Raw genomic sequence first — 23,948 nt, 5'->3', positions numbered from 1 at the left:
CCATTGTGGCGGGCACGGGCTGAGCGGGCGATCACCGGTCCACCGGCCTGCCGTCGGTGTCGAGCACGCGGACTTCGCCCAGGTCGAGCGCGCGCACCGGCGCCTCGATCTTCGACAGGTCGCCGACGACGACCCAGGTCAGCGCCGACGGGTCGATCGTGCGCGCCGCGCCGGCGAGGTCTGCGACCGTCATCGACTCGACCTCGGCCTTGCGCTGGAACACGTAGTCGTCCGGCCGGCCGAAACGCACGTTGCCGCCGATCGTCGACATCACCGACCACGCGGTCTCGTACGCGCCGGGCAGGCTCAGCGTCTGGATCGCCTTGGCGCGCGCCAGCTCGGCCTCGGTGGCCGGACGCCCGCCGCCGGCCAGGTCGGCCAGCTCGCGGCGGATCTCGGCCATCGCCTCGGCGGTCTTGTCGATCTGCACCGGCGCCGAGGCCATCCAGGGGCGCTGCCCCAGCGTGCCGGTCGCCGAGCTGCGTGCGCCGTACGACCAGTGCTTGTCCTCGCGCAGGTTCATGTTCAAGCGCGCGGTGAAGTCGCCGCCGACGACGGTGTTGAGCATGTCGAAGCGGGTCGAGGCCGGGTCGTTGGTCGGCGGGATCACCTGGGCGGCGAAGATGTTGGCCTGCACCGCGCCGGGCTGGTCGATCAGGAAAACCCGCGGCGCGCCCGGACGGGCGACCTCCGGCACGGTGATCGGGGCGGGCGCGCTACCGGCACCGCGCCAGTCGCCGAAGTGCTTCTCCAGCAGCGGCACGATCTCCTCGAGCGTGGTGTCGCCCACGACGATCAGCGTCGCGCCCTCCGGGCGCACCCAGTCGCGGTGGAACGCCACCAGGTCCTCGCGCGTGAGCCTGGCGATCGAGGCCTCGTCGCCGCTGCCGGTGAACGGGATCGCGTACGGGTGCCCCGCGCCGTAGACCAGCGGCGGCAGCACGCGCATCGCCACGCTCGACGGGCGCGCCTTCTCCTGGCCGATGCCGGCGATCCAGCTGGCGCGGATGCGCTCGATCTCCTTGGGTTCGAAGTTCGGCCGGCGCACCATGTCCGCGAACAGCGCCAGCGACGCGTCCAGGTGCTCCTTGAGCGCGGACACGTAGGCGTTGCTGCCATCGGGCGAGGCGCCAGCGCCCAGGCTCGCGCCCAGCGATTCGACGCGGTCGGCGAAGTCCAGCGCGCCCAGCCCGCCGGCGCCTTCGTCGAGCACGCTCATCGTGAAGCTGGCGGTGCCCGGCGTGCGTCCCTGGTCGGCGGTGTAGCCGCCGCCGAACTCGTAGCTCAGCTGCACCACCGGGATCTCGGGGCGACGGGCGAGGATCACCTGGGTGCCGTTGGCGAGCGTCGCGCGCTGCTGCTCGGGGAACTTCAGTTCGGGGAACGACGCGGTCCGGGGCACGCCCCGGCTGCGGTCGACGTCCGTGCGCGTGGTGCGGTACTTCGGATCGGGCACCGGCGGCGTGAACGGCGCCGGCGTGACCGCGGGTTCCTCGGCCAGCGGCGTGCGCGCGCCCGGTACCACGGTGATGGTGTGGCTGCCGACGTCGAGCCACTTCGCGCCGGCCGCCTTGACGTCGTCGATGGTGGTCGCGGCGACGTTCGCCAGCGCCTCGCGGAAGCAGCCCGGGTCGCCGTCGTAGACGGTGCATTCGGCCAGCGCATCGGCCTTGCCGCCGAATCCGCCGATGCGCTCGATGCCGCGCACGAAACCGGCGCGGAACGAGGTCTTAGCGCGCTCGAGCTCCTCGGCCGTGGGGCCCTGCTCGATCAGGCGCTGCAGTTCCTCCTCGATCGCCGCTTCCACCTTGGCCGGGTCCACGCCCTGCCTGACGGTCGCCATGACGATGAAGTTCGAGCCCAGCTGCGAGCCGTAGGCGCCGGCACTGATGTTGTCGACCAGGCGGTCGTCGTGCAGCAGGCGCTTGTCGAGGCGGGATGCCTTGGCGCCGCCGAGCACGTTGCCCAGCACCTGCAGGTGGTCGATGTCGGTCGTGCCCAGTTCGGCGACGTTCCAGGCGCGGTAGATGCGCACCTGCGGCACCTGGTCCTCCATCGTCTCGCGGGTGTCGGCGCTGCGTCTGGCCACGTCGACGGCGGGCTGGGCCATCGTCGGCCCGGCCGGGATGTCGCCGAAGTAGCGCGCGACCTTGTCCTTCGCGGTCGCCACGTCGATGTCGCCGGCCAGCACCAGCACCGCGTTGTTGGGGCCGTACCAGGTGCGGAACCACTGCTTGACGTCGTCGAGCGAGGCCGCGTCGAGGTCGTTCATCGAGCCGATGACGCCGTGGTGGTACGGGTGGCCCTCGGGGTACAGCGCGCGCGTGAGCTTGTCCCACACCTGGCCGTAGGGCTGGTTCTCGCCCTGGCGCTTCTCGTTCTGCACCACGCCGCGCTGCTCGTCGAGCGCGGCCTGGTCGATCGCACCGAGCAGATGGCCCATGCGGTCGGATTCCATCCACAGCGCCATGTCGAGCGCGGTGGTCGGCACGTTCTGGAAGTAGTTCGTGCGGTCGGTGTTGGTGGTGCCGTTCTGGTCGGTCACGCCGACCTGCTTGAAGGGCTCGAAGAACTCGCCATCGTGGTGTTCGCTGCCCTGGAACATCAGGTGCTCGAACAGGTGCGCAAAACCGCTGCGGCCGGCCGGCTCGTCCTTGCTGCCGACGTGGTACCAGATGTTGACCGCGACGATCGGCGCCTTGCGGTCGGTGTGCACCACGACGCGCAGCCCGTTGGGTAGGGTGAAGGTCTCGTAGGGGATGTCGACGCCGACGCCGACGGCGGCCGGTGTGCGCACCTGCGCCGGGGCCGAAGGTGCGAAGCCGGCGCCCGCCAGGGCGAGGCCGGTGGCCAGCGCCAGCAGCGCCATGCGCGGACGGGACGGCGACGAGGCGGAGCGTGCGGGAGTCGTGGACATGCCGATCCTTGGAGTTCGGGCGGAGTTGGGCCCGCATCGTAGCCACCCCGACGGCCATCCGGCACGGGCCGCAGGTCATGGTCGCCCGGTCGGGATCGTGTGCGGTCCCTGTGTAGGCGCGCGCTCGCGCGCGAAGGGCTTTACCGGCAATGCCCTTTCGCGCGCCTACAGGACGCTGGCGGCCTCATCCGCCGCTCCATCCCGGCGCGCTAGCATCGGGACACTTTCGCTCCCGAGACGCCCCCGATGACCCACTGGACCCTGGTGACCGGCGCGAACCGCGGCCTCGGCCTGGAATTCGTACGCCAGCGGCTGGCCGCCGGCGCGCCGGTCGTGGCCACGTGCCGGCAGCCGGGGCGCGCGACCGCGCTCAACGCGCTGGCCGGCGACCACCCCGGCCAGCTGAAGGTGTTGCCGCTGGATGCGATCGACCCGCGCTCGCGCGCCGAGCTGGTGCGCGAGCTGCCGCTGGCGATCGGCGAGGATGGGCGGATCGACCTGCTGGTCAACAACGCCGGGGTGCTGCACGGCGGCGAGCGCTTCGGGCACCTGGACGGCGACACGCTCGAGCACAGCCTGCGCACCAACGCGGTCGCGCCGCTGCTGCTGACCCAGGCGCTGGCGCCGCGGCTCGCCGAGGGCGCGCGCGTGGCGAACCTGTCGTCGCAGCTCGGCTCGATCGCCGGCACGTCGCGCTTCGGCACGCCCAGCTACGCGATCAGCAAGGCCGCGCTGAACATGGCGACCGTCCAGCTGGCGCATGCGCTGCGCGAGCGCGGCATCGTCGTCGTCGCGCTGCACCCGGGCTGGGTGCGCACCGACATGGGCGGCGAGCAGGCGAGCGAGGCCCCGGACGACGCGGTTGCCGGCCTGCTGCGGGTCGTCGACGGCCTGGCGGCGGACGACAGTGGCCGGTTCCTCGACTGGACCGGCGCGTCGCTGCCCTGGTAGAGCCGCGAGCACGGACAATGGCGGCCCGCGTCCCGGCCCCCGCCCCATGTTCGACGTCATCCTGCACACCCCCGAGATCCCGCCCAATACCGGCAACGCCATCCGGCTGTGCGCCAACACCGGCGCGCGGCTGCACTTGGTCCGGCCGCTGGGCTTCGACCTCGACGACCGCAACCTGCGCCGTGCCGGGCTCGACTACCACGAGTACGCGACGCTGCAGGTGCACGACACGCTCGACGCCGCGCTGGCGGCGATCGCGCCGCGGCGGCTGTTCGCGTTGAGCACCCGCAATGCCGTGCGCTACGACGCGCCGGCGTTCGCGCCCGGCGATGCGTTCCTGTTCGGCAGCGAGACCCGGGGCCTGCCGGACGACGTGCTGGCGGCCGTTCCCGACGGGCGCCGCCTGCGGCTGCCGATGCGGCCGGGCAACCGCAGCCTCAACCTGTCCAATGCGGTGGCCGTGGTGGTATTCGAGGCCTGGCGCCAGCAAGGCTTCGACGGCGGGGCATAACGGACTGAATGCGGGGCGAAAAGTTCCTGTACCGCCAAGTTCAATATTCAGCGAGGGTTCCAGGCTTCCGGCCGAGGATGCGACGACCGGCCCGGGTGGTCGTGCTTCCCCTCCCCTCGAAGCGCCATCCCCTCCCAGCCACCCGGGCCGGCCCCTTTCCGATGCGCATGCGCGTCGGTGCGTGACCTACAAGCATCCAAGAAACAGCTGTCCCGTTCCCGAGAGAGAGAGTTCCCCCCAATGAAGCGCATCCTGTCGATCGCGGCCCTGGCCGCCGCCCTGCCGTTCGCCGCCAACGCGGCCGAGGGTTTGTCCTACACCTATATCGAAGGCGGCTATTCGGCCAGCAAGGCCGACATCGCCCCGGTCAACCGCGACGTCGATTCCGACGGCTGGTCGATCCGCGGCGCCGCCGCGTTCCACCCCAACTTCCACGCTTTCGGCGACTACACCCGCGAGAGCATCGACAACGTGCACCGCGACCGCGACCAGTGGCGCCTGGGCCTGGGCTACAACCACGAGCTGTCGCCCAACACCGACCTGCTGACCCGCGTCGCCTACCAGAGCATCGATTTCGGCCAGGGGCTGGACGCCGATGGTTACGCGGTCGAAGTGGGCGCGCGCAGCGCGCTGCTGCCGGCACTCGAAGGCTATGCGCTGGTCGGCTACGAGGATTACGACCGCGGCATCGACAGCGAGTTCTACGGTCGCCTCGGCGCGCAGTGGAAGTTCAACCCGAACGTCGGCGTCGCCGGCGACGTCAAGCTCATCAAGGGTGGCGACGTGCAGTGGTTCGTCGGCCCGCGGCTGAGCTGGTAGGTCCCCCGCGGCATCCGGTCCGCGCTCCCCCGGCGCGTCCCCTCTCTCCCACTGGATGTCGCACCGATCCGGCCGGAAACGGCCGGGTTTTTTGTTGCGCGCCGGTACGGGCGATGCGCGCGTTCGCGCAAGCTGCCGACATCTCTCCCGTAGGAGCGCGCTCGCGCGCGAAATGGCATTCCCGAGACCGCCCATCGCGCGCAAGCGCGCGCCTACGGGTGCGGTGTGCGGAAGAGCCTGATTACTGGGGCCCGCGAACGCGATCGAGCGGCCGGGCGCCGCGTTGATGCACCCTGCGATCCGCAGGGGATGCCTGTCAGAACAGCGCCCCGGTGTACTCGGGCTTGCGCTCGCGGGCCATCAGCCGGGCGAGGCCTTCGGCAGGGCTGATCTCGCCGTGCAGCACGGCCTGGACGTTGCTCGAGATCGGCAATTCGATCTCGTGACGGTTCGCCAGCCGCATGACCTCATCGGCGGTCTGCACCGATTCGACCACCTGGCCGATCGCGCGCACCGCGTCCTCGAGTCGTTCGCCGCGGCCCAGCGCCAGGCCCAGCCGGCGGTTGCGCGACAGGTCGCCCGAACACGTCAGCACCAGGTCGCCGAGGCCGGCCAGGCCCATCAGCGTCTCCGGCCGGCCGCCGATCGCGCGGTTGAGCCGCAGCATCTCGTTGAGGCCGCGCGTGATCAGGCCGGTGCGGGCGTTGAGGCCCAGCTCCATGCCGTCGGCCGCGCCGGTGGCGACGGCCAGCACGTTCTTCATCGCGCCGCCGAGCTCGGCGCCGCGCATGTCGGTGCCGGTGTAGGCGCGAAAGCTCGGCCCGTGCAGCACGTCGGCGACGCTGCGGGCGAAATCCTCGTCCTCGGACTGCACGGTCACCGCGGTCGGCAGTCCGGAGGCGACTTCCTTGGCGAACGACGGCCCGGTGACCACGGCCAGCGGCACGTCGTCGCCGACCAGTGCGCCGGCGACCTCGTGCAGGAACCGGCCCGACCCGGGCTCGAAGCCCTTGGTCGCCCACGAGATGCCGACGCCGGCCGGGCGCAGCGGCGCCAGCTCGGCCAGCGTCTCGCGGAATGCGTGCGAAGGCACCACGACGAGGATCAGCCCGGCGCCGTCGAGTGCGCGGGCGAGGTCGGTGGTCGCCCGCAGGCCGTCCGGCAACGGGATGCCGGGCAGGTAGCGCGGATTCTCGTGGCGCTGGTCGATCGCCTCGACCGTCGCCGCGTCACGGCCCCACAGCGTGGTGGGATGGCCGTTGCGGGCGATCAGCGAGGCGAGCGCGGTCCCCCAGGAGCCCGCGCCCAGCACCGCGACGGCAGTCGCGCGGTCGGTCACGCTCAGGCGTTGCCGATCTGGTCGGTCGTCGGCTGGCCGGCGGCCTGCTGGCTGCCGCGCTGACGCAGGCCCTCGGCGTAGAGCGCGTCGAAGTTGATCGGCTGCAGCAGGAACGGCGGGAAGCCGCCGGCCTGGATCAGGTCGCCGATCAGCTGGCGGGCGTAGGGGTAGAGCACGTTCGGGCACTGCGTGCCCAGCAGCGCGTCGAGGGTGTTGCCGTCGAAGCCGGACAGGCCGAACACGCCGGCCTGCTTGACCTCGGCGACGTAGACGGTGTTGTTGTCGCCTTCGCCGACCGTGCAGGTCAGCGTGATCGCCAGCACGACCTCGTAGGCGTTGTCGCCCACGCGCTGCACGCTCTGGTTGAGGTTCATGTTGAGCTGCGGCTGGGCCTGCTCGTTGAAGATCTGCGGGGCCTTGGGCGACTCGAACGAGACGTCCTTGACGTAGATCTTCTCGACGCTGAACTGCGCGCCGGCCGGCTGCGCCGGAGTTGCGCCATTGGCGCCGTTGTTGGCCTGTTCTTCGGACATGGGATCGACTCCAGCGATGAGGGTGATGAGGCGGATCGCCAATTATGGCACCTGCGGATGGCGGCCGGCCTTCAGCCGCGGCCCTTGACCAGCGGCAGGTCGGCCTGCTGCCAGCCGGCGATGCCGCCGTCGAGCACGTAGACGTTCTGGAAGCCGGCCTTCTTCAGGCGCTTGGCGGCATCGCCGGCGGTGCCGCCGGTCTTGCACACCAGCACGACCGGCAGCGCCTTGGCCGCCGAGAGCTGCTTGCTCTCCGGATCGAACTGGCTCATCTGCACGTTCTTCGCGCCGGGGATGTGGCCCTTGCCGAAGTCGGCGCTCGGGCGCAGGTCGACGACCAGCGCGTTGTCGCGGTTCACCAGCGCGGTCAGCTCCGCCGGCCGCAGGGCCTTGAACCCGCGGAACAACCGCGAGATCTCGTTGAAGACGATCGCCACCGTCAGCACGGCGAGGATCAGCGACAGCATCTGGTTTCGGCCCAGGAAGGCCAGCAGTTCTTCGAAGTTCACGACACGATTCGCGCAGCGTCAGCGGGCGGCGATTGTCGCACACCGCGCCGGGCGCACCACCGGCCGCCGCGATCGGCGGCCGGGCCGGGCGGGGCGGCGGGGCCGGGGCGAGCGACCGCGCGGTACGGCGCGGCTATTCGCCGGCCCAGAAGTCGGGCAGGCCGCTGACGTTCCACCAGGTGCCGGCCGCGGCGTCCCAACGCCAGCGCTCGGTGTGGCGCAGCGTGCGTTCGGCCATCGAGTGGCGGTTGACCACGCGGACCTCGATCTCGCGCAGCGCCTCGGCCGGGTCGGCCTGGGCGCCGAGCTCGCGGTAGCCGGTGACCTGCAACTGGGCGTAGCGGGCGAATGCGAGCTCGCCCATCGGCCGCTCGGCGCGCACCTCCGGGTCGACCAGCTGCCAGGCGCCCTCGACGTCGTTCCAGCGGATCGCGCTCGACCAGGCGACCTGCGCCCGTTCGAGCGCGCTGCGCTGCTTGCCGCTGCTGGCGCAGCCGCCGGCCGCGAACAACAGCGTCACGAGCAGGACCAGCAGCGGCAGGGCGGGGCGGCGGATCGCGCGCATCGGCGTTTCCAGGCGACGGGACTGCGCGCATCGTAGCCGCAACGCCTGCCGGCCGGGCGCGGTGCGCCGGTATCCTGTCGGCGATGACGCACCCTGCCGACCCCCGTCCCGCCGCCGAGGCGGTCAACATCGCCGCCGCGCTGCCGCGCCTGGCGCGCGAACGCCCGGCGCAGATCGCGCTGCGCTGCCCCGGCCCCGACGGGGGCTACAGCGATGCGCATGCGCTCAGCTACGCCGCGCTCGACGCGCGCAGCGACGCGGTCGCCGCGGGCCTGGCCGCGCGCGGCATCGTCCGCGGCACCCGCACGGTGCTGATGGTGCGGCCGAGCCCCGAGTTCTTCCTGCTGATGTTCGCGCTGTTCAAGGCCGGCGCGGTGCCGGTGCTGGTCGATCCGGGCATCGACCGGCGCGCGCTGCGCCAGTGCCTGGACGAGGCGCGCGCGCAGGCCTTCGTCGGCATCCCGCTGGCGCACGCGGCGCGCGTGCTGCTGGGCTGGGCGCGCTCGGCGACGGTGCGCATCACCACCGGCCGCCGCGCCCTGCTGGCCGAAGCGACGCTGGCCCAGGTCGAGCGCGACGGGGCCGGCGCCGGGCCGCAACTCGCGGCGACGGCCGCCGACGAGGTCGCCGCGATCCTGTTCACCAGCGGCTCGACCGGCGTGCCCAAGGGCGTGGTCTACCGGCACCGCCACTTCGTCGCGCAGATCGCGATGCTGCGCGACGCGTTCGGCATCCCGGCCGGCGGCGTCGATCTGCCGACGTTCCCGCCGTTCGCGCTGTTCGACCCGGCGCTGGGCCTGACCTCGATCGTCCCGGACATGGACCCGACCCGCCCGGCGAGCGCCGACCCGCGCAAGCTGCATGCGGCCATCGCGCGCTTCGGCGTCGACCAGCTGTTCGGATCGCCGGCGCTGATGCGCGTGCTCGCCGAGCACGGCGCGCCGCTGCCGGGCGTGCGGCGGGTGACCTCGGCCGGCGCGCCGGTGCCGCCGGACGTCGTGGCGACGATGCTCGGTCTGCTGCCGCCCGAGGCCTCGCTGTGGACGCCCTACGGCGCCACCGAGTGCCTGCCGGTCGCGGTCGTCGAAGGCCGCGAACTGCTGGCGCTGCGCACACGCACCGAGCAGGGCGCGGGGACCTGCGTCGGCCGGCCGGTGCCGCCCAACGAGGTGCGCATCATCCGCGTCGACGATGCCGCGATCGCCGAATGGTCCGACGCGCTGCAGGTGCAGGGCGGGCAGGTCGGCGAGATCACCGTCGCCGGGCCCACCGCGACCGACATGTACTTCGGCCGCGAGGCGCAGACCCGGCTGGCGAAGATCGCCGAGACCCGGCCCGACGGCAGCGTGCGCATCGTCCACCGCATGGGCGACCTGGGCTATTTCGACGGCGGGGGCCGGCTGTGGTTCTGCGGCCGCAAGGGCCATCGCGTCGTCACCGCGACCGGCACGCTGTGCACCGAGCAGGTCGAGCCGGTGTTCAACGTGCATCCCGACGTCGCGCGCACCGCGCTGGTCGGCGTCGGGCCCGCCGGCCACCAGGCGCCGGTGCTGTGCGTGGAGCTGCGCCCGGGCGTGGGCAAGGCCGAACACCCGCGCATCGCCGACGAGCTGCGGCACATCGGCGCCGGTTTCGTGCACACCGCCGGCATCGCGACGGTGCTGTTCCATCCGCGCTTCCCGGTCGACATCCGCCACAACGCCAAGATCGGCCGCGAGACGCTGGCCGCGTGGGCCGCCACACGTGTCTGAGCCGGCTGCCGCGTCGCCTGCGCACTATCGTCTCGACGACCTGCGCATCGACGTGGCCCGGCAGCGCGTGGTGCGCGACGACGGCCAGGCGCTGGACGTGTCGGGGCTCAGCTTCCGGCTGCTGCACTACCTGCTGGCGCAGGGGACGCGGGTTGTCGGTTTCGACGAACTGATCGCGCAGGTCTGGGCGCCGGCGATCGTCGGCGAGGACACCGTCACCCAGCGCGTGCGCCTGCTGCGCCAGGCGCTCGGCGACGACGGGCGCCGCGCGCGCTACCTGCGCTCGGTGCGCGGCCGCGGCTACCAACTGTGCAGCGTGCCGTGCGCGGACGACCCGTCGTCGGTGCGCGTGGCCCGCTGGAAGACACCGGCCGCCGTCGCGGCGCTGGCGCTGCTGCCCGCGCTGGCGGCGATCGCGTGGTGGGCCTGGCCGCGGACCGCCGCGCCGGACGCGCCCCTGCTGCAACGCGCCGACTACTACGCCGGCATCGGCCAGCGCGAGAACAACGCACGCGCGCTCGCGCTGTATCGCCAGCGGCTGCACGAGGCCCCTGACGACGTGCGGGCGCTGGTCGGCCTGGCCCGCGCGCATGCCGCGCGGCTGTGCCTGTACGGCGGCGGCATCGACGATGCCGATCGCGCGCAGGCGCTGGCCGAGGCGGCGATCGCGCGGCAACCGCGCCTGGCGGCCGCGCACGCGGCGCTGGCCTACGCGCACGACTGCCGTGGCAAGGTGGACGTCGCGCTCGCCGGCTATGAGCATGCGCTGATCCTCGACCCCGGCGCCGACGCCAGCCGCGTACCTGTACGCGCGCCAGGGGCGCCTAGCCGAATCGCTGGCCGCCAATCTCGCCGTGCGTCGCCCCGACGCGGTGCGCTTCCTGGCGCTGCAGCTCGCCTCCGACCTCGACCTGCTCGGCTACGCCGCCGCGGCCGAGGCGCGCTACCGGCGCAGCTTCCAGCTCTATCCCGACAACGTGTTCTCCAACCTCGCCTGGCCGAGCTTCCTGTTCCGGCACGGGCGCAGCGGCGAGGCGCAGGCGGCGCTGGACGAAGCGCTCGCGCGCGGTACCGACCATGCGGGACTGCACCTGCTGGCCGCCGAGCTGGCATTGGGGCGGGGCGATGTCGAGGCCGCGCGGCGCGCGGCGCAACGTGCGCGTGCCCTCAAGCCGCATGCCAGCCTGCCGGCGACGGTCGCGTGGATCGCCGGCGCCGCGCCGCGGCCGTCGGTCCCGGCGCTGCGCGCACGCATCGCCCGGCTGCGTGCGGGGCTGGCGGCCGGCGGCGACCCGGTCGACGGGCTCGATGCCGCATTGCTGGCGTCGCTGGCGGGCGACCGCGCCGCGGCGCTCGATGCGCTCGACGCCGCGGTGGCGGCCGGCCATCGCGATGCGCACTACCTGCGGGTCTCCCCGCTGTTCGCGGACCTGCGCGGCGAGCCCGGCTTTGCCGCGGCGCTGGCCCGGATCGATGCGGCGGTCGCGGCCGACCGCGCGCAGGTGCGCATGGCTGGCGCGCTGCCGCCCGACGCGCTCGCAGTCACGGCAGCGCGCTGAGGATGTAGTCCGACAGCAGCGCGCGCGTCTGCTCGTGCATGCCGGGCCGGTTGTAGCGGGTCCGGGTCACGACCACGACCAGGCGTTCCTCGGGCACGACGAACACGGCGTTGCCGCCATTGCCCGACATCGTCCACGCGTGCAGCCGGCGGCCGTCGACGGCGAACGGAAAGCGCCACAGCTGGTAGCCGTAGTCGGCCTCGAACGGCGTGCGAGCGCGCACCTGCGTCATCGCGTCGATCCAGCGCGCCGACAGCACGCGGCGACCCTGCCAGCGCCCACCGTCGACGAGCAGCTGGCCCAGCCGGGCGAGGTCCCGGCTGCGGTACTCGGTGCCGCCCCCGCCCATGCCGGTGCCTTCCGATGCGCGCTTCCAGACCGCGTCCACGATCCCCAGCGGCCGCTCCAGCGCCTCGCCCGCGAAATCCGCCAGCGGCATGCCGCTGGCCCGCTCGACGATGGCGCCCAGCAGTAGGCTGTTGGCCGTGCAGTAGGCGAAGGCGCGCCCGTGCGGACTGTCGGCCGGCCGCGCCTGCCACGGCGCGTAGCCGCGTTCGGGCAGGTCGAGCGCGAAGCCGGTCCAGTCCGCGCTCAGGTACATGCGCTCCTCGTGGCCCGCCGAGAACGCGTTGTTGTCGTCGCATTCCCAGGCCGCGCTCATCGTCAGCAGGTCCTCGACGGTGATCGCGTCCTTGAACGCGCCCGGGTGCGCCGGCCGGCGGTCGCGGAAGAAGCCCAGCACCGGCGCATCGACGCCGGCGACCAGGCCGCGGTCGACCGCCGCGCCCACCAGCAGCGCGGTCACGCTCTTGGTCAGCGAGCGGGTGTCGTGCCGCGTGGCGCGGTCGGCGCCGCCGAAGTAGGCCTCGTGGACCAGCGCACCGTGGTGCACGACCAGCACGCTGGTGGTGTCGGGCGCGGCGCCGTCGGCGATCGCGGCGTCCAGCGCGGCGAGCCGGGCCGTGTCCCAGCCCAGGCGGGCGGGATCGGCGACCGGCCAGCCATCGTCGAGGGCGGGCGGCGGCGTGGCCCCAGTGGCCAATGGGCAGAGCAGGACGGCGAGCAGGGCGAGGCGGGGCAGGGCGGGCATCGGGACACTCCGTTCGGGGAGCGGCCAGCCCACCACGGCGCCGGATGAAGTGCCTGGTCTGCGGATGAAGTTTGCTGAAGCCGTTGTGGATCAAGGTGCTGCGCCGGGCCGCGTCGCCAGGCCGGCGGGCGCCCGCTATCGTGTGCGCTCCCCACAGCGCGGAGCGCGACATGCAGATCCTGGTCACCGGCGGCGGCGGGTTCCTCGGGCAGGCCCTGTGCCGCGGCCTGGTCGCGCGCGGCCATGCGGTCGCCAGCTTCAACCGCGGCCACTATCCCGAGCTCGAGGCGCTGGGCGTGCGCCAGATCCGCGGCGATCTCGCCGACCGCGAGGCCGTGCGCGCGGCGGCGGCCGGCATGGACGCGATCTTCCACAACGCCGCCAAGGCCGGTGCGTGGGGGGCCTACGAGCGCTACCACCAGGCGAACGTCGTCGGCACGCAGCACGTGCTCGACGCCTGCCGCGCGCACGGCATCGGCCGGCTGGTGTACACGTCCACGCCGAGCGTCACGCATCGCGCGACCCATCCGGTCCAGGGCGGCACGGCCGACACCGTGCCCTACGGCGAGGGCTTCAAGGCGCCGTACGCGGCGACCAAGGCGATCGCCGAACGCGCCGTGCTGGCCGCCAACGGCCCGGACCTGGCGACGGTCGCGCTGCGCCCGCGGCTGATCTGGGGCCCGGGCGACCAGCAGCTGCTGCCGCGCCTGGTCGAACGCGCGCGCGCGGGCCGGCTGCGCTTCGTCGGCGACGGCGAGAACCGCATCGACACCACCTACATCGACAACGCCGCGCAGGCGCACTTCGACGCCTTTGCGCACCTGGCGCCGGGCGCGGCCTGCGCCGGACGCGCGTATTTCATCAGCAACGGCGAACCGACAACGGTGCGCTGGATCATCAACGCGCTGCTCGAGGCGGCCGGCGCGCCGCAGGTGCACGGCACGATCCCGTTCCGCGCGGCGTACGCGGCCGGCGCTGTGTGCGAGACGCTGTGGCCGCTGCTGCGCCTGTCGGGCGAGCCGCCGATGACGCGCTTCCTCGCCGAGCAGCTGAGCACCACGCACTGGTACGACATGGCACCGGCGACGCGCGACTTCGGATACCGCCCCACGGTCACCCTTCACGAGGGTCTCATCCGGCTGAAAGAATCGTGGAAATCCCATCCAGCCATCACCTGATCGCGACCTGACCGGGCATACGGTGAGCCCCGCAGCCGCTACTGGCCGAAGCCAAACAGGAGACCACCCATGCTCAGATATGCCGTCATCTTCCTCGTCGTCGCCATCATCGCCGGTGTCCTCGGCTTCAGCGGCGTGGCCGGTGCCGCCACCAATATCGCCTGGATCCTGTTCGTCGTGTTCCTGATCCTGGCCGTCATCTCGATGCTGCGCGGACGAGGGGTCTGACGACCCGCCCGCATCATCGTGGGATGATCCGGAAAGGCCCGCCATCGGCGGGCCTTTTCGTTGCGTCGCGCGACGTCTGCGATGTCGGCCCGACGCTACAATCGCGCCCATGGCCGACCTTCCGTTTTCCCCGCTCTCCCTGCTCAAGCCGATCGCCGGCCGCGCGCTGGAGACCGCGCTCAACCGCGCGATCGCGCTCGATGCCGACACCTGCTCCGCACTGCGCGACCTCGACGGCCAGCAGATCGCGCTGACGTTGAGCGCGCCGGCGCTGGCGCTGTCGCTGCGCGTGGACGGCGACCGCCTGCGCGTGGGGCCGGTCGATCCGTCGGTGGAGGCCGACCTGTCGGTGCGCACGACGCTGGCCGGCGCGCTCGGCCAGCTGCCGTTCCTGCGGCGAGGCGACGCGCCGCCGATCGGCCAGGTCCGCGTGTCCGGCGATGCCGAACTCGCGCGCCGGCTGCAGCGCCTGGCCGCGGGCTTCGATCCTGACTGGCAGCGCCCGTTCGTCGCGGTGCTCGGCGAGGTCGTCGGCGTGCAGGTCGCCAATGCGTTCGCCACGGCGCTGCGCCAGGCCCAGGATGTGGGCCGCAACCTGGCCCAGAGCGCGGCCGAGTACGTGACCGAGGAATCGCGCGACGTGGTGCCGCGCGCCGAACTCGACGCCTTCCACGACGACGTCGACGGGCTGCGCGACGATGTCGAGCGGCTCGCGGTGCGGGTGGCCCGGCTCGGCCGCGGGACCGCCGCATGAAGGGTCTGCTGCGCGCCTCGCGCATCGGCCGGGTGCTGCTGCGCTACCGGCTCGACGATCTGCTCGACGGCACGCCCGCCGAGCGCTGGCTGCGGCTGGCCCGCCCGTTCGTGCCGCGGGCTTCGGCCGCGATCGCGGCGCAGTCGCGCGGTGCCCGGCTGCGGCTGGCGCTGCAGGAGCTGGGACCGATCTTCGTCAAGTTCGGGCAGATCCTCTCGACCCGCCGCGACATCGTGCCGCCGGACATCGTCGACGACCTGGCGCTGCTGCAGGACCGGGTGGCGCCGTTCGACGGCGCACTGGCGCAGGGCATCGTCAAGCGCGAGCTGGCGATGCCGATCGCGCAGGCGTTCGCTGCGTTCGATCCGGTGCCGCTGGCGTCGGCGTCGATCGCGCAGGTGCACGCCGCGATGCTGCCCGCGACCGCCGACGGCCCGCCGCGCGAGGTTGTGGTCAAGGTGCTGCGCCCGGGCATCGAGAAGCAGATCGCCGCCGACGTGGCATTGCTGCGCAACCTCGCCGCACTGGTCGAGCGCACGCATCCCAACGCCGACAAGATCCGTCCGCGCGAGGTCGTGGCCGAGATCGAGAACACGCTCGCCGCCGAACTCGACCTCCAGCGCGAAGGGGCCAACGCCTCGGTGCTGCGTCGCTTCTGGATGCAGTCGAGCGACCTGTACGTGCCGGCGCCGGTCTGGGAGCGGACCGCCCAGCGCGTGCTCACGCTCGAGCGCGTCTACGGCATCCCCAGCGACGACATCGCCGCGCTCGACGCAGCCGGCATCGACCGTTCCGCGCTCGCCGCCAAGGGCGTGCGGGTGTTCTATACCCAGGTGTTCCGGGACAACTTCTTCCACGCCGATGCCCACGCAGGCAACATCTGGGTCGATCCCACGCGCACGACCAACCCGCGCTTCATCGCGCTCGACTTCGGCATCATGGGCCAGCTCTCGCGCGAGGATCAGTACTATCTCGCCGAGAACTTCATGGCGATCTTCCGCCGCGACTATCGCCGCATCGCCGAACTGCACGTGCAGGCGGGCTGGATGCCGGCACACCTGCGCATCGACGAGCTCGAGGCGGCGGTGCGCGCGGTCTGCGAGCCGTACTTTACCCGGCCGCTGTCGGAGATCTCGCTGGGCGAGGTGTTGGGCAAGCTGTTCCGCACTGCGCAGCGCTACGAACTGACGCTGCAGCCGCAGCTGATCCTGCTGCAGAAGACGCTGCTGAGCATTGAGGGCATCGGCCGGCTGCTCGATCCGAAGATCGACATCTGGGCGGTCGCGCGCCCGGTGCTCGAGCGCATCCTCGTCGAGCGCTACAGCCCGCCGCGGCTGATGCGCGAGTTCCGCGACCGCCTGCCCGAACTGGTCACGCGCGCGCCGGAGATGCCGCAGCTGCTGCACGCCTGGCTCAAACAACAGGTCGAGGGCCGGCACGAACTGCGCATGCGCTCCGACGACCTGGCGCTGCTGACCGCAACGATGCAGGGCATGCAGCGCCGCGTGGTGGCCGCGATCCTCGGCGTGGGCCTGCTGATCGTCGCGGCCGTGCTCTACGCGCTCGAGGCCGGTGGCCCGCGCGTCGGCGGCCTGCCGGTCGCGACCTGGGTCGCGGGCATCGGCGGCGTCTGGGCGCTGCTCGCCGCCTGGCCGCGGCGCGGGCGCGTGCTGCGCTGACGCAGCGGCGCTACGACAACCCGAAGAACGCGGCCGCGGTGGCCGTGGTCGCCCGCGCGGTCGCCTCGGACGTCTCGCCGCGGTCGCGTGCGAGCTCGGCGACGATGTGCGGCAGGAACGCCGGTTCGTTGCGGCGGTCCTTTGGCATCGGGTCGAGCGTGCGCGGCAGCAGGTAGGGCGCGTCGGTCTCGACCATCAGCCGGTGCGCGGGGATGCTGGGCACCAGTTCGCGCAGGTGGCGGCCGCGACGTTCGTCGCACAGCCAGCCGGTGATGCCGATGTGCCAGTCGCGGTCGAGGCAGTCGAACAGCTCGCGGCGGCCGGCGGTGAAGCAGTGCACGACCGCCGGCCCGATCCGGCCCTCGAAGTCCTTCATGATCGCGACGAAGTCGTCGTGCGCATCGCGCTGGTGCAGGAACAGCGGCTTGGGCGTGCCGGCGGCGGCGAGGTCGGCCGCGATCTGCAGCTGGCGCTCGAACGCACGGCGCTGCGCCGGCCGCGGCGAGAAGTCGCGGAAGTAGTCGAGCCCGCATTCGCCGACGGCTACCACCTCGGCATGGGCGTGCAGCGCGCGCAGCTCGGCGTCGCATTCCTCGGTGTATTCGGCCGCGTGGTGCGGATGCACGCCGGCGGTCGCGTACAGCACGCCGGGATGCCGCAGCGCGAGTGCGAGCGCCTTGGGCGAGTGTTCGCGGCTGGCGCCGGTGACGATCATCCGGGTCACGCCGGCCTCGCGCGCACGGGCCAGCACGGCGTCGCGGTCGCGGTCGAAACTGTCGTGGGTGAGGTTGGCGCCGATGTCGATCAGCTGCATGGACGGGCGTGCGGGACGAAGGGCGTGCATTGTAGACGCCGCTTGTTTCCGCCTCGCAATCCGCCTGCAGGAGCGCGCTTGCGCGCGAACGGGTGACCGGGAACGCCATTCGCGCGCAAGCGCTTCTGCAGGCGATCTCAGTTCGCCAGCTGGCAGATGGCCGGCCGGCGGCTCTCGAACAGCGCGCGCGTCGCCCACTCGGGATGGTCGACGAACGGGTTGCGGTTGCCCTGGAAGCTGTAGACGACCTCGTTGCGCGCGCGCTCGGCCGCGTCCGGCGGATCGGCCTGGTGCCAGGCGAGCAGCGTCGACAGCAGACCCATGTACGCCGGCGAGGCCGACGTGCCGACGATGCGGCTGCGGTCGTCGGTCAGTTCCAGGTCGGGCTCGGACTGGCCGGTCGACGGGTGCGCGCCGCCCTCGTAGCGGATCGCCATGTACAGCACCGCGCGCGCCATGTCGCCCTTGCGGTGGCGCCAGACCTGGAAGCCGGCGTTGTCGGTCCAGTTCGAGTTGCCCGGGAACGTGCCGGTGCCGCCGCCGACGCCGTTGTTGGCCTCGGTGGCGCGCTCGCTGCAGTTGGCCTGCGCGCCGCAGTCGGCGAACGGCTTGTTGCCGCGCGCGGCGTTGTGGTCGGTGTCGGTGAGGTAGGGCATGTGCGCGTCGGTATGCGGCGCGTTGGGCAGGCCCTTGTCGCCGCTCGCCCCCGGGAAGCCCAGCGACTTGGGCCAGGTGTGCTCGCGGTTGTAGGTCAGCCCGCTGCCGGTGCCCGCACGGCCCGACACCTTGGCGTAGCTGCGGTTGCGGTAGGCGTCGAGGATGCGGCCCGGATCGTTGGGGTCCTCGTCGGCGATCTCCAGGATCGTCCAGGTGCTGGTGCCGCTGCCGCTGTAGGGATACGAGGTGTGGCCGCGGATCGTCTCGTGCAGCGAGCAGCGCAGTTGCTCGGCGCTGCTGGCGTTGACGCGGGCGTAGTAGTCGCCGCCGCCGTCGGAGCCGCCGCCGCCCGCGGCGACGGTGAACGCGACCGTGGCGTCGGCCGCCGGATGCAGTCCGTCGGCATCGCGGATTGCCGAGGCGCGGATCGTCAGCGTGCATTGTTCGCCGCCGTGCAGCGCGGTGCCGGTCGACAACGCGAAGGTCGTGCCGCTGTTCGCGTGGTCGAGCGCGATCGCGCCCGATCTGGCGCACTGCAGCGCGAACGCGCCGGACGACAGCGTGACCGTTTCGCTGAAGTCCACCGACAGGTCGCCGGCCGCCGGGAAATCGCCGGCACCGGCCGCCGGCGTGGTCGCGACCACCGCCGGCGGCGCGCCCGTTCCGCCGCCGGCGCCGCCGAAGGTCTGGCCGGCGTTGCAGGCGCCGAGCGTCTGCGGCGCCGACGGCGCCCAGTCGAAGTCGTCGGCGGTGACGCCGCTGCCGGTCAGCTGCAGCGAGGTGCCGACCGGCGCCGACACGCTCTCGGAGACCGGCAGGTTGCGGCTGGCCTGGCCGGCGGCCGGGCCGTTGGCGGCGACGATCGTGCCCTCGTAGCTGAGGAACTGCACGACGTTGCCGGCCGCGTCGACGAGCGCGATGCCGTCGTTGGCGCCGTTCTGCAGGCCGTCGCGCGGGAAGGTCACCGTCGCGATCGACACCGCCGCGCCGCAGCTGCGCGGCTGGCCGGCGGGCACGGCCACGTTGGCATAGGTCGTCGCCGCATTCGGCGCGTTGCTGCCGTTGTAGAGCCACAGCCGGTAGCCGGCGAGGTTCTCGCCGGCGGTGGCGACGATCTCCACCGCCTCGCCGACGTCGGCGCCGGCGTTGTCGTAGTGCAGTTCGTTGACGAACACCTCGGCATGCGCGGCCGGTGCGGCGAGCAGGGCGAGCAGCCACGCGACGGTGCGGGCGGGACGGGCAGGACGAGGGGACATGGCGGTTCCGGGCACGGGGACGCGCCGACCTTAAGCGGCGCGGATGACGGTTGCCACCCGGGAAGACCCTTGGCCGGTTCGCATCCGCGCGCCTGCAGCCGGGCCGGCGATCCGGCCGTGACCGTCGGGCGCGACGGCCGTCGCGCCTATCGCCTCGCCGACCGGCCCGCTAGCCTGTGCGCCGTGACGACCGCCGCCGCCCCCGATTTCCCGATCGCCCCGCTGCTGCCCGACGTCCTCGCCAGCCTCGCCGCGCATCCGCGGCTGGTGCTCGAGGCGCCGCCGGGCGCGGGCAAGACCACGCAGGTGCCGCTGGCGCTGCTCGACGCGCCGTGGCTCGCCGGGCGGCGCATCGTGATGCTCGAGCCGCGTCGGGTCGCGGCGCGCTCGGCCGCGACGTTCATGGCCCGCCAGCTCGGCGAGGAGGTCGGCGGCACGGTCGGCTACCGCATCCGCTTCGAGCGCCGGGTGTCGGCGCGCACGCGCATCGAGGTCGTCACCGAGGGCATCCTGACCCGGATGCTGCAGGACGATCCCGAGCTTGGCGGCGACGGGCCGGGCGGCGTCGGTGCGCTGCTGTTCGACGAGTTCCACGAGCGGCACCTCGCCGGCGACCTGGGCTTGGCGCTGGCGCGCGAGGTGCAGGCCGGGCTGCGCGAGGACCTGCGCATCGTCGTGATGTCGGCCACGCTCGATGGCGCGCGCATCGCGCAGTGGCTGGACGCCCCGCGGCTGTCGAGCGCCGGGCGCAGCTTCCCGGTCGAGGTCGCGCACGCGCCGCCGCGCCGCGACGAGGCGCTCGAGCCGCAGGTGCGTCGCGTGCTCGCCGATGCACTCGCCGCGCATCCGGGCGATGCGCTGGTGTTCCTGCCCGGCCAGCGCGAGATCGCGCGCGTGCAGGCGCTGCTGGCGGCCGACGCCGAGGGCCCGCGCGCCGGCGATGCGCCCGAGGTGCTCGCGCTGCACGGCGAGCTGCCGGTCGAGGCGCAGGCGCACGTGCTGCAGCCCGCCGCCGACGGTCGGCGCCGGGTGGTGCTGGCGACCAACGTCGCCGAGAGCAGCGTCACGCTGCCGGGCGTGCGCATCGTCGTCGACAGCGGACTGGCGCGCGAGCCGCGCTTCGATCCCAACAGCGGGTTCTCGCGGCTGGACGTGGTGACGATCGGCCAGGCGTCGGCCGACCAGCGCGCCGGCCGCGCCGGCCGCGTCGCGCCGGGCGTGGCGCTGCGGCTGTGGCCCGAATCGCAGCGGCTCGAACCGCAGCGCCGCCCGGAGATCGCGCAGGTCGAGCTGGCGGCGCTCGCCCTCGAACTGGCGGCCTGGGGCGACAACGCGCTCGCGTTCCCCGACGCGCCACCGGCCGGCGCGCTGGCCGCCGCCCGCGACCTGCTGCGCCGGCTCGGCGCGCTCGATGCGGGCGATGCGATCACGCCGGCCGGCCGGCGCATGCTCGCGCTGGGCACCCATCCGCGGCTGGCCGCGATGCTGCTGGCGGCCGACACCCCGCCGGCGCGCGCGCTGGCCTGCGACCTGTGCGCGCTGGTCGAGGCGCGCGACCCGATGCGCGGCGGCGCGCGCTCGGACGCGCTGGCGGTGCGCTGGCAGGCATTGGCTGCGTTCCGCGCCGGGCGCGTGCCGGCCGATGCGGCGCGCTCGGCGCTGGCCGCGATCGATACGGCGGCCCGGCAATGGCGGCGACGTCTGCGGGTCGACGCCGCGCCGCCGTCGAGCGTGCCGGCGCATGCGCTCGGCGATCTGCTGGTGCACGCATTTCCGGACCGGATCGGCCATCGCCACGCGCGCGACGCCCGGCGCTACGGCCTGAGCAACGGCCGCATGGCCCGGCTGTTCGACGACAGCGCGCTGCTCGGCGAGCCGTGGATCGTCGCCAGCGACCTGCGTTTCGAGGCCCGCGACGCGCTGCTGCTGCGCGGCGCGCCGGTCGACGAGGCGCAGCTGCGCCGGGCCTGGCCCGGACGCTTCGTCGTCGCCGACGAGACCCACTGGGACGCCGGCCGGCGCGCGCTGGTGGGCATGCGCGTGCAGCGCTTCGACGGCATCGTGCTCGACGCACGGCCCAACGGCCGGGTCGATCCGGCGCAGGCCGCGCGTGCGCTCAGCGACGCGGTCGGCGAGCTCGGGCTCGAGGCGCTGCCCTGGCGCGACGGCCTGCGCCAGTGGCAGGCGCGCGTCGAGGGCCTGCGGGCGTGGATGCCCGAGCTCGGCCTGTCGGACCTGTCGGACGCCGCGCTGTTGGCCACCCGCGAGGCCTGGCTGGCGCCGGCGTTCGCCGGCTGCACGCGGCTCGACGCGCTGGACGCGGACGCGTTCGCGCAGGCGCTGCAGGGCCGGCTCGACTGGCCGCAGCGCCAGCAGCTCGACCGGCTGGCGCCGGTGCGGATCGCGGTGCCGTCCGGCCAGGCGCGCGCGATCGACTACGGCCTCGAGGTCGACGGCACGCCGCGGCCGCCGGTGCTCGCGGTCAAGCTGCAGGAGCTGTTCGGACTGGCCGAGACGCCGACGATCGCCGACGGCCGCGTGCCGCTGACGATCCACCTGCTGTCGCCGGCCGGGCGGCCGCTGCAGGTGACCCGCGACCTGCAGGGGTTCTGGGAACGCACGTATCCCGAGGTGCGGAAGGAGATGAAGGGGCGGTATCCGAAGCATCCGTGGCCAGAAGACCCCTGGAACGCCCCCGCGACCCATCGCGCGAAGCCGAGGGGCACCTAGCGGCCGCGGGATCCGGACCCGTGGCGACGGTGCGGCATGGCCGCAACTGCCGGGTCTGCATGGCGCGGCCAGAAGACCCTTGGAACGCCCCCGCGACCCATCGCGCGAAGCCGAGAGGCACCTAGGCCGCGGGGGCCACACGGGCCGTGCAGCCCCGGTCCGCAACGCCGGTTGAACGCCGCCGGGCGCCGCCCATCCGATCACACCGGATCGACGGTGGCGGTCGCAGACTGGCCGCATTTCCCCCGTCCCATTCCAGGAGTCCACGATGAGCAAGTTCGAAGCGCTGTCCGACAAGGCCGTGTCGTTGGTCGGCCAGGCAGGTGACAGCCTGCGCCACGCGATTCCGGGCACGGCGGAGAAGTGGCTCAAGACCGGCCTGACGGTCGGCGCGGCGCGCACCGGTGCCAAGGTGGCCGGCGGGTTCCTGCGACGCAACCCGGCGATCGTGGCGGCCAGTGCCATCGGCCTGGGGCTGGTCTGGGTCGCGGCGCGGCAGTACCGCAAGAAGCAGGCGAACGGCGCGATCCAGGGCAACTCGCGCAGGATCGAGGCCGGCAATGCGGCCGCGCGTGAGCGTTCGGCCGCCGCCTCGCGCGGTCGGGCCACCGCCGGAGGCGCCGACGAAGGCTGAGTCCGCAGCCCGGCGTCGCACCGACGGCGTCGTTTTTGCGGAGGCTCCCGACGCGGCCGGCCCCTTCCCGGGACCGGCCGCGTCGTTCGTATACCGGCCCTGCGCGGCGATGCGCACGCGTCGGCTGGCGGCCGCCGCCGTTTCAGCCGGGGTCCAAGCGAGGCGGGGCGCCGCGCAGGTATCCTCGCGCCTCGTCCCCCTCGATGCCGTCGTCATGCGTCCACGCCCGCCGTCGTTTCCCGTCCCGCGCCGTGCGCCACGGCTGACGTTCGCCCTGTGCGCCGTGGCGATGCTGGCGACCGCGTGCGGGCGCGACACCATCAGGCCCACGCCCGCGGTTCCCCCGCAGGCGACCGCCGCACCGGCGACGAAGACGCCGCCGGTGCGGATCGGGCTGGCGCTGGGCGGTGGCGCGGCCAAGGGTTTCGCGCACATCGGCGTGATCAAGATGCTCGAGGCCAACGGTATCAAGGCCGACGTCGTCGCCGGCACCAGCGCCGGCAGCGTCGTCGGCGCGCTCTACGCCAGCGGCATGGATCCGTTCCGCATGCAGGAACGCGCAGTCGCGCTCGACGAATCGAGCATCCGCGACGTGCGCCTGTTCTCCGGCGGCCTGGTACAGGGCGTCGCGCTGCAGGACTACGTCAACCGCGAGGTCGGCAACCGCACGATCGACCGCATGCCGATCCCGTTCGCGGCGGTCGCCACGCGCCTGGAGACCGGCGATCGCATCGTGTTCGTGCGCGGCAACACCGGGCAGGCGGTGCGCGCGTCGAGCAGCGTACCGGGCGTGTTCGAGCCGGTGAAGATCGGCGACCGCCACTACGTCGACGGCGGCGTCGTGAGCCCGGTGCCGGTGGACGCGGCCCGCCAGCTCGGCGCCGACCTGGTGATCGCGGTCGACATCTCCAGCAAGGCCAGCGGCAGCACGCCCGGCAGCATGCTGGGCATCGTCAACCAGTCGATCGCGATCATGGGCCAGAACCTCGGGCGCCAGGAGCTGGCGCGGGCGGACGTGGTGATCCGGCCGCAGGTCAACGACATCGGACCGGCGAGCTTCGAGCAGCGCAACGCGGCGATCCTGCAGGGCGAGCGGGCCGCGCTCGCGGCGATGCCGCGCATCCGCGAGAAGCTCGCAGAACGCCAGCGCGCCCAGGCCGCGGCCCGTGCGCCCGCCAAGCCGGTCGAACCCGAACCGGTGGACATCGACTGCGGCGACAGCTGGGTGCGCCGGCTCAATCCGTTCGCCAAGGAGCGCGCCTGCTGACCGCTGGGTGCCGGTTCGCCGTCGCGGCCTCGAGGCGCCGGGCGGTCGTGGGCGTCTCGCGCCCCGGGCGCCGGCTGCGGGCTGCCGCGGTGCGATGACGCAGGTCGCGTGGCCTCCGGGCACGGCGACGATGCCTGCCGCCTCGATCGCCTCGGGTTGCCCTCCGTTCACCGGAAGCCGACGCGGCGTTCACCAGACTGCGTGTGG

At 73.3% G+C, this 23,948-nt stretch carries 20 protein-coding genes and 1 pseudogene; 13 read left to right on the top strand and 8 right to left on the bottom strand.

Annotated elements, in window-relative coordinates; genetic code table 11:
* Nucleotides 1-31: 31 nt before the first annotated feature.
* Nucleotides 32-2,917: a pitrilysin family protein gene (locus WQ56_RS11195; RefSeq protein WP_047137186.1), complete on the bottom strand. Its 2,886-nt coding sequence runs from the start codon at nt 2,915-2,917 to the stop codon at nt 32-34.
* Nucleotides 2,918-3,163: 246 nt separating this feature from the next.
* On the opposite strand from WQ56_RS11195, the gene WQ56_RS11190 reads away from it, so the two are divergent.
* From WQ56_RS11190 to WQ56_RS11180, 3 genes are all read left to right on the top strand, one after another.
* Nucleotides 3,164-3,868, top strand: a complete 705-nt coding sequence (locus WQ56_RS11190; RefSeq protein WP_047137185.1) for an SDR family oxidoreductase — start codon at nt 3,164-3,166, stop codon at nt 3,866-3,868.
* A 46-nt stretch (nt 3,869-3,914) separates the two neighbouring features.
* The gene (locus WQ56_RS11185; RefSeq protein WP_047137184.1) at nt 3,915-4,379 is read left to right on the top strand and encodes a tRNA (cytidine(34)-2'-O)-methyltransferase; all 465 of its coding nucleotides are present in this window, start codon (nt 3,915-3,917) and stop codon (nt 4,377-4,379) included.
* Between the two features lie 240 nt (nt 4,380-4,619).
* On the top strand, nt 4,620-5,198 hold the full coding sequence (locus tag WQ56_RS11180) for a diffusible signal factor-reguated Ax21 faimly protein (RefSeq protein ID WP_047137183.1): 579 nt from the start codon (nt 4,620-4,622) through the stop codon (nt 5,196-5,198).
* Nucleotides 5,199-5,514: 316 nt separating this feature from the next.
* Here the strand turns inward: WQ56_RS11180 and WQ56_RS11175 are convergent, their stop codons facing one another.
* The 4 genes from WQ56_RS11175 to WQ56_RS11160 all read right to left on the bottom strand — a co-directional run bounded on the left by WQ56_RS11175 (nt 5,515) and on the right by WQ56_RS11160 (nt 8,144).
* Nucleotides 5,515-6,537 (bottom strand): NAD(P)H-dependent glycerol-3-phosphate dehydrogenase, encoded by a 1,023-nt coding sequence (locus WQ56_RS11175; RefSeq protein ID WP_047137182.1) that lies wholly within the window; start codon nt 6,535-6,537, stop codon nt 5,515-5,517.
* Between the two features lie 2 nt (nt 6,538-6,539).
* Nucleotides 6,540-7,070: a protein-export chaperone SecB gene (gene secB, locus WQ56_RS11170; protein ID WP_047137181.1), complete on the bottom strand. Its 531-nt coding sequence runs from the start codon at nt 7,068-7,070 to the stop codon at nt 6,540-6,542.
* 71 nt (nt 7,071-7,141) lie between these two features.
* Nucleotides 7,142-7,579 (bottom strand): rhodanese-like domain-containing protein, encoded by a 438-nt coding sequence (locus WQ56_RS11165; protein WP_047137180.1) that lies wholly within the window; start codon nt 7,577-7,579, stop codon nt 7,142-7,144.
* Nucleotides 7,580-7,712: 133 nt separating this feature from the next.
* A complete protein-coding gene (locus WQ56_RS11160) occupies nt 7,713-8,144 on the bottom strand; it encodes a hypothetical protein (RefSeq protein ID WP_047137179.1) in 432 nt (143 codons plus the stop codon).
* 83 nt (nt 8,145-8,227) lie between these two features.
* Here WQ56_RS11160 and oleC point away from each other — a divergent pair, with 83 nt between their 5' ends.
* The 3 genes and pseudogenes from oleC (at nt 8,228) to WQ56_RS19460 (ending at nt 11,454) form a co-directional block, all read left to right on the top strand.
* Complete coding sequence (gene oleC, locus WQ56_RS11155; RefSeq protein ID WP_047137178.1) at nt 8,228-9,895, top strand: olefin beta-lactone synthetase; 1,668 nt, start codon at nt 8,228-8,230, stop codon at nt 9,893-9,895.
* Nucleotides 9,888-10,145, top strand: a pseudogene (locus WQ56_RS19465) (winged helix-turn-helix domain-containing protein); the annotation flags it as partial. The gene oleC and the pseudogene WQ56_RS19465, both read left to right, overlap by 8 nt.
* A gap of 604 nt (nt 10,146-10,749) precedes the next feature.
* Nucleotides 10,750-11,454: a hypothetical protein gene (locus WQ56_RS19460; protein WP_343123207.1), complete on the top strand. Its 705-nt coding sequence runs from the start codon at nt 10,750-10,752 to the stop codon at nt 11,452-11,454.
* On the opposite strand, the gene WQ56_RS11145 is transcribed toward WQ56_RS19460, so the two are convergent.
* Nucleotides 11,438-12,544, bottom strand: coding sequence for a serine hydrolase (locus tag WQ56_RS11145; RefSeq protein ID WP_047137177.1), 1,107 nt, complete (start codon nt 12,542-12,544; stop codon nt 11,438-11,440). The two genes, WQ56_RS19460 and WQ56_RS11145, sit on opposite strands and share 17 nt — an antisense overlap.
* A 170-nt stretch (nt 12,545-12,714) precedes the next feature.
* Between WQ56_RS11145 and oleD the strand changes: the two genes are divergently transcribed.
* The 4 genes from oleD to ubiB all read left to right on the top strand — a co-directional run bounded on the left by oleD (nt 12,715) and on the right by ubiB (nt 16,383).
* Nucleotides 12,715-13,722 carry a 2-alkyl-3-oxoalkanoate reductase gene (gene oleD / locus WQ56_RS11140; protein WP_047137176.1) on the top strand — a complete coding sequence of 336 codons (1,008 nt, stop codon included), beginning with the start codon at nt 12,715-12,717 and terminating at the stop codon, nt 13,720-13,722.
* A gap of 69 nt (nt 13,723-13,791) precedes the next feature.
* A complete protein-coding gene (locus tag WQ56_RS18145; RefSeq protein WP_047137175.1) occupies nt 13,792-13,950 on the top strand; it encodes a DUF1328 domain-containing protein in 159 nt (52 codons plus the stop codon).
* Nucleotides 13,951-14,059: 109 nt separating this feature from the next.
* Complete coding sequence (locus tag WQ56_RS11130; protein WP_047137174.1) at nt 14,060-14,704, top strand: SCP2 sterol-binding domain-containing protein; 645 nt, start codon at nt 14,060-14,062, stop codon at nt 14,702-14,704.
* Nucleotides 14,701-16,383, top strand: a complete 1,683-nt coding sequence (gene ubiB / locus WQ56_RS11125; protein WP_047137173.1) for a ubiquinone biosynthesis regulatory protein kinase UbiB — start codon at nt 14,701-14,703, stop codon at nt 16,381-16,383. Before WQ56_RS11130 ends, ubiB begins: the two co-directional genes overlap by 4 nt.
* Before the next feature lie 10 nt (nt 16,384-16,393).
* Here ubiB and WQ56_RS11120 read toward each other — a convergent pair whose 3' ends face one another.
* Both WQ56_RS11120 and WQ56_RS11115 read right to left on the bottom strand, forming a co-directional pair.
* Nucleotides 16,394-17,197 carry a TatD family hydrolase gene (locus WQ56_RS11120; RefSeq protein WP_047137172.1) on the bottom strand — a complete coding sequence of 268 codons (804 nt, stop codon included), beginning with the start codon at nt 17,195-17,197 and terminating at the stop codon, nt 16,394-16,396.
* Nucleotides 17,198-17,334: 137 nt separating this feature from the next.
* Nucleotides 17,335-19,110: an endonuclease gene (locus WQ56_RS11115; RefSeq protein WP_047137171.1), complete on the bottom strand. Its 1,776-nt coding sequence runs from the start codon at nt 19,108-19,110 to the stop codon at nt 17,335-17,337.
* A 183-nt stretch (nt 19,111-19,293) separates the two neighbouring features.
* Here WQ56_RS11115 and hrpB point away from each other — a divergent pair, with 183 nt between their 5' ends.
* From hrpB to WQ56_RS11100, 3 genes are all read left to right on the top strand, one after another.
* Nucleotides 19,294-21,840, top strand: coding sequence for an ATP-dependent helicase HrpB (hrpB, locus tag WQ56_RS11110; RefSeq protein WP_047137226.1), 2,547 nt, complete (start codon nt 19,294-19,296; stop codon nt 21,838-21,840).
* Between the two features lie 268 nt (nt 21,841-22,108).
* Entirely contained in the window at nt 22,109-22,474 is a 366-nt protein-coding gene (locus WQ56_RS11105) for a hypothetical protein (protein ID WP_047137170.1), read from the top strand.
* Nucleotides 22,475-22,688: 214 nt separating this feature from the next.
* On the top strand, nt 22,689-23,741 hold the full coding sequence (locus WQ56_RS11100) for a patatin-like phospholipase family protein (protein WP_082132361.1): 1,053 nt from the start codon (nt 22,689-22,691) through the stop codon (nt 23,739-23,741).
* The last annotated feature ends 207 nt before the right edge of the window (nt 23,742-23,948 follow it).

The sequence above is a fragment of the Luteimonas sp. FCS-9 genome, assembly GCF_001014645.1.
Taxonomy (GTDB): Bacteria; Pseudomonadota; Gammaproteobacteria; order Xanthomonadales; family Xanthomonadaceae; genus Luteimonas.
Note: the sequence above shows the minus strand (reverse complement) of the source record. Positions and strands in the feature narration are given on the sequence as shown.